Raw genomic sequence first — 4291 nt, forward strand, 5'->3', positions numbered from 1 at the left:
GCAAATGGGTCTGTGATCAGTGTGACACCCTGACTCAGCAAGCGATGCCCGCCTATGTGATTGATAAAGGCATTGCTTCACCTGAACTGCTCAGCCATGTGCTGGTATCGAAGTATGCCGATCATTTACCGCTGTACCGTCAGCGCCTGATCTATCAGCGGGCGGGAATCGAGCTTTCTAGATCTACGTTATCTCTTGCGAAGCAATGCTTCTCAGATAGGTCGCTGCGGTGTGGAACTGGAACCTCTGGCCAATGCCTTAAAACAGGTAGTGCTGCAACAGCGGGTGCTGCATGCAGATGAAACACCGGTCACCATCATGCGGATGGGTGAGAATGATAAAAAACCGAAGAAAGGTTATGTCTGGGCCTATGCAACAACCCAATATAATCCAATTCAAGCCGTGATTTATGACTTTCAGGATAGTCGTTCAGGCCAGCATGCTGAAGTGTTCTTGAATGGCTGGCAGGGCCATCTGGTCTGTGATGATTACAGTGGTTATAAAGCACGCTTTAATCAGGCGATGTCATTGAGGTGGGCTGCATGGCCCATGCACGTCGTAAATTCCATGAACTGCATGTGACCGGGAAAAGTCAGGTTGCTGAACAGGCCTTAGTGCTGATTCAGAAACTGTATGCGATAGAAGCAGAGCTCAGGAAAAAGACCGATGGTACAGCAGAACAGCGCCGCGAATACCGACAACAGCACAGCCAACCGGTGATGCAACAACTGTATGAATGGCTCAACCAACATTATCTGACAGTGCCATCGAGTTCTCCCACCGCCAAGGCCATCAATTACACTCTGAAGCGTTGGCCAGCTTTAAGCCGCTATCTGGATGATGGCAATCTACCTATTTGCAATAATTGGATTGAAAATCAGATGCGTCCCTGGGCGTTGGGGCGCAAGAACTGGCTGTTTGCAGGTTCGCTGCGCAGTGGTCAGCGAGCGGCAAACATCATGACGTTAATCCAGTCAGCAAAGCTGAATGGCTTGGATCCGTATGCCTATTTAAGTGATGTGCTGAAAAGGCTGCCGACACACAAAGTGACCCAAATTGAAGAGTTACTGCCACACCGCTGGAAACCTAAATCGAATTAAAAAATAGGCATGGGGTTCAGCGGACGCTTACAATTAATCTAATAGAAATCATCTTCTATCGGCTTTTGCTAAATTGGAAAACATTAGCGAACAGCTGCAGAGGGTTTTAGCTAGTCATAATTCATAAAAAATATCGATTGTGTACTGTACTGTAATGTACTAAAATACGATACAGTACAGTACACAATAGGAAATAAACCCATGGCAATCACTAAATCAGATGTGGCAAAAGCCATCGAATCCCTTGCAGCACAAGACTCAAACCCAACTAACGATAATATCCTTGCGGTGCTTGGTAGCGGCTCAAAGACCACTATCAATAAATACCGCAAAGAGATCCTTGAAGAGCAACTGGCGGCAGCCGTTACTACGGCAAAAACTCTGAAAGATGCGGAACTCGTTACCGTGTCACAAGTCATTGCAACCCTATTGCAAGAACGGATTGATGCAGTACAAGGCGGATATGCGGAAACAGTGCAACAACTGGAAAAGCAGCTTGCAGATACCACAGAAAAACTGGAACAGGTGCAAATCAAACTTGATGAACAGGTCAAACAAACTGATGACACCACCGACAAGCTGAAAGTCGCTCTTGCTAGTACAGATAAGGCAAAAGAAGACTACAACGCCTTGCAAGCCAAATATGAACAGCTACTCGAAAAATCAGGCTCGATCAAATATGTGGAATCACAACTCACTAATGCAAATGCACGGATAGCTGAATTAGAAAAACAGATTACAATGCAAAAAGACAAGTAACTGACGATGAAGGCTGACATGCTCCCCATTAAATCACTGGTTTAGTACGGAGTATGTCAACGCTCTTTGGGGGTTACATCATTCAAATTGCTAATTCGCTATGACTGCCTAAGCGAACTAATTTCAAAATTAGTAGTTCACCTTCTTCTGTTTTCTTATAGATTAAAACGAGATCAGGTTTGATATGGCAATCACGATGACCTACCCAATTACTGACCAAAGCATGGTCACGATACTTTTCAGGCAAGGCTTCATCAGCTTGCAATAATTCTAAAACAGTTTGTAGTTCAGCATCTAATGTATTTCGATGCTGCCCTTTTTTCTCACATTTATAGTCTTTCTTGAATGCTGATGTGTACTTAATCGTCCGCATTTAGATCAGCCATCAAATCTTTAACAGAAGTGAAGCTCTTTGCTTTGCTTAGATCTTCTTCCATTGCAGCAATGGTTTCAGGATTGGGCTGCCAAATTTCAAAAGGCAGAGCCTTTTCTTTCGCTACCTTGGTTAACAGCAAGCGAACTGCATCTGAGACAGTTAAGCCCATTGTTGCAAGAACTTCTGTTGCTTCATGCTTAATGTTTTCGTTAATGCGAGTAGTGACTAGTGCATTTGAAGCCATGTTAAGCTCCTATGATTAACATTGTTAATCACACTATATTCTTAGATGAAGAAAAGTTCAATTCGTATAATCGCCATTATGTTAAGTGGATTTAATTAAAGATATAAAACATAATTTTTTTTGAATACTTTTCAATCTTTTAAATGCCAACTTAAGTTACTATAGGCAAATTTTACAATTATTAAATTTATGGGGGAATTCCATGTTTAAAAAGTTGATTGCTGGCATTCTAATTAGCAGTTTTTCATTAGGTTCAACCTATGCTTCTGAGTTGTCTGAGAAAACTAACATTGTTCGAATTATGAATAATTACATAACTTCGATTTCTTGTATGAATGATAAAGTTCAACTAAAAGATATTTTTACGATTGATAAGCCTTCTGAAAATGGTTCAATTTACTATGTCCTTTGGAATGGAGATATAGGATGCAATGGGGGAACAGGAACTCATTCTTATTATGTTTCTGAGGTTTCACGATTTTCACCAAATAGACCATTATTAGTAACAACAAATGATGCTTTTGGTGATAACAACGAAGCTTTCTGGAATACTGATAAAGCTTCAATAAACTACCGTTTTATTCAATCAATGAAACAAGTTAGCCCAAGTGAGTTTGAAATAGTCTCATATGATTATGCTGATGATAAATTCGGTGGTGTGGATCAAGGAAATATGGGCCCAGCTAATAAGTTTCGTTATACAGTTAGCTTTATTGAAGATGAAGGATGGAAAATAACTAAGCAAGTTTTATTGGAACAAAATAAATAAAAAAAGGTTTACTTATTTTTATGGAAATACTTATAAGAGCTAGTAAGTATTTCTAAAATTAACATAATACAGCTTATACGAAATAAAAATGGGAGCCTTAAGCTCCCATTTTTTAAGTAATTTTTTCAAATAAGGCTTGGGTGAGCATCTAAAATTCGAATCAATGTAGCTGCTGGTCCAGTTGGATAGCGTCGTCCCTGTTCCCAATTTTGCAGGGTACGGGGGCTAATATGTAGACGTGCAGCAAATTCATTTTGGCTCAAGCCAGTTTTTTCACGTACTTCTTTAATATCAGGCAATTTGAGTTCTGTAACTCGACTTGCTTTAACTTCTTTACGTTTGATAGCTCCAGCTTCTTTGATTGAAGCAACCAAGTCATCAAATAAGTTGTTATCCATGAAATTGCTCCTTCACGAGTTGGCGCAGAATGGCTGTTTCTTTATCCGTTAAATTATCTTTAACTGATTTTGGATAAGCCACTAAGAAAAAGATTTGATCATCCTCATTTACCCAATAGTAAATTACTCTGATGCCGCCACTTTTACCTTTGTTACCTTGAGCACAACGTACTTTTCGAATGCCACCGCCATTCTTGATTAAGTCACCTTTATCTGGCTGAACCAATAGATCTTGTTGAAGTTGTCGATATTCCTCATCAGATACAAGGTCTTTAATTTGCTTGGTAAAGATGCTGGTTTCAATAAATAACATAGACTTAATGTACGTCAATGGCGTATGTCGATTTTATCAGTTTCGATATCAAAAAACGAGAGCTGTAGACTCTCTTTTCGTATAACCACCATTATGTTAAATGGAAATTTTTATTCCTAATTTATGATTTCAGGGGTATATTTTAATTTTGTCATCGGGGTAGTCTCTCAGAATATTGACTCTCCGACAAACCCGGTACGGTTCAATCTATTGTTATTCTTACCTGAAATTGATGTGAGCTTATAGAGACAAGGTAAATTTGCAAAAGTGCCGGCTATTCAGTGTTCATTGAATGTTTAATTTAATTTATTAAGCTTGACCTTGGAGTGGCT

The 4291-nt window shown here is 39.7% G+C and carries 6 protein-coding genes and 1 pseudogene; 3 read left to right on the forward strand and 4 right to left on the reverse strand.

Going from position 1 to position 4291, the window contains the following annotated elements; genetic code table 11:
• Both FTV52_RS14210 and FTV52_RS14215 read left to right on the forward strand, forming a co-directional pair.
• A pseudogene (locus tag FTV52_RS14210) lies at positions 1 to 1100 on the forward strand (IS66 family transposase); the annotation flags it as partial.
• A 201-nt stretch (positions 1101 to 1301) separates the two neighbouring features.
• Positions 1302 to 1859, forward strand: a complete 558-nt coding sequence (locus FTV52_RS14215) for a DNA-binding protein (protein WP_179991027.1) — start codon at positions 1302 to 1304, stop codon at positions 1857 to 1859.
• An 82-nt stretch (positions 1860 to 1941) separates the two neighbouring features.
• Here FTV52_RS14215 and FTV52_RS14220 read toward each other — a convergent pair whose 3' ends face one another.
• Both FTV52_RS14220 and FTV52_RS14225 read right to left on the reverse strand, forming a co-directional pair.
• Positions 1942 to 2232 carry a type II toxin-antitoxin system YafQ family toxin gene (locus FTV52_RS14220; protein ID WP_179991028.1) on the reverse strand — a complete coding sequence of 97 codons (291 nt, stop codon included), beginning with the start codon at positions 2230 to 2232 and terminating at the stop codon, positions 1942 to 1944.
• Positions 2219 to 2479 (reverse strand): type II toxin-antitoxin system RelB/DinJ family antitoxin, encoded by a 261-nt coding sequence (locus FTV52_RS14225; protein ID WP_004778838.1) that lies wholly within the window; start codon positions 2477 to 2479, stop codon positions 2219 to 2221. Before FTV52_RS14225 ends, FTV52_RS14220 begins: the two co-directional genes overlap by 14 nt.
• Positions 2480 to 2681: 202 nt before the next feature.
• On the opposite strand from FTV52_RS14225, the gene FTV52_RS14230 reads away from it, so the two are divergent.
• Positions 2682 to 3248, forward strand: a complete 567-nt coding sequence (locus tag FTV52_RS14230) for a hypothetical protein (protein ID WP_179991029.1) — start codon at positions 2682 to 2684, stop codon at positions 3246 to 3248.
• Between the two features lie 125 nt (positions 3249 to 3373).
• Here FTV52_RS14230 and nadS read toward each other — a convergent pair whose 3' ends face one another.
• Positions 3374 to 3646, reverse strand: coding sequence for a NadS family protein (gene nadS, locus FTV52_RS14235; protein ID WP_131382413.1), 273 nt, complete (start codon positions 3644 to 3646; stop codon positions 3374 to 3376).
• Positions 3639 to 3959: a type II toxin-antitoxin system RelE/ParE family toxin gene (locus FTV52_RS14240; RefSeq protein WP_002126330.1), complete on the reverse strand. Its 321-nt coding sequence runs from the start codon at positions 3957 to 3959 to the stop codon at positions 3639 to 3641. The genes nadS and FTV52_RS14240 overlap by 8 nt, the downstream gene beginning before the upstream one ends.
• Positions 3960 to 4291 lie beyond the last annotated feature (332 nt).

It is taken from the genome of Acinetobacter sp. YH1901141, assembly GCF_013416935.1.
GTDB lineage: Bacteria > Pseudomonadota > Gammaproteobacteria > Pseudomonadales > Moraxellaceae > Acinetobacter > Acinetobacter towneri.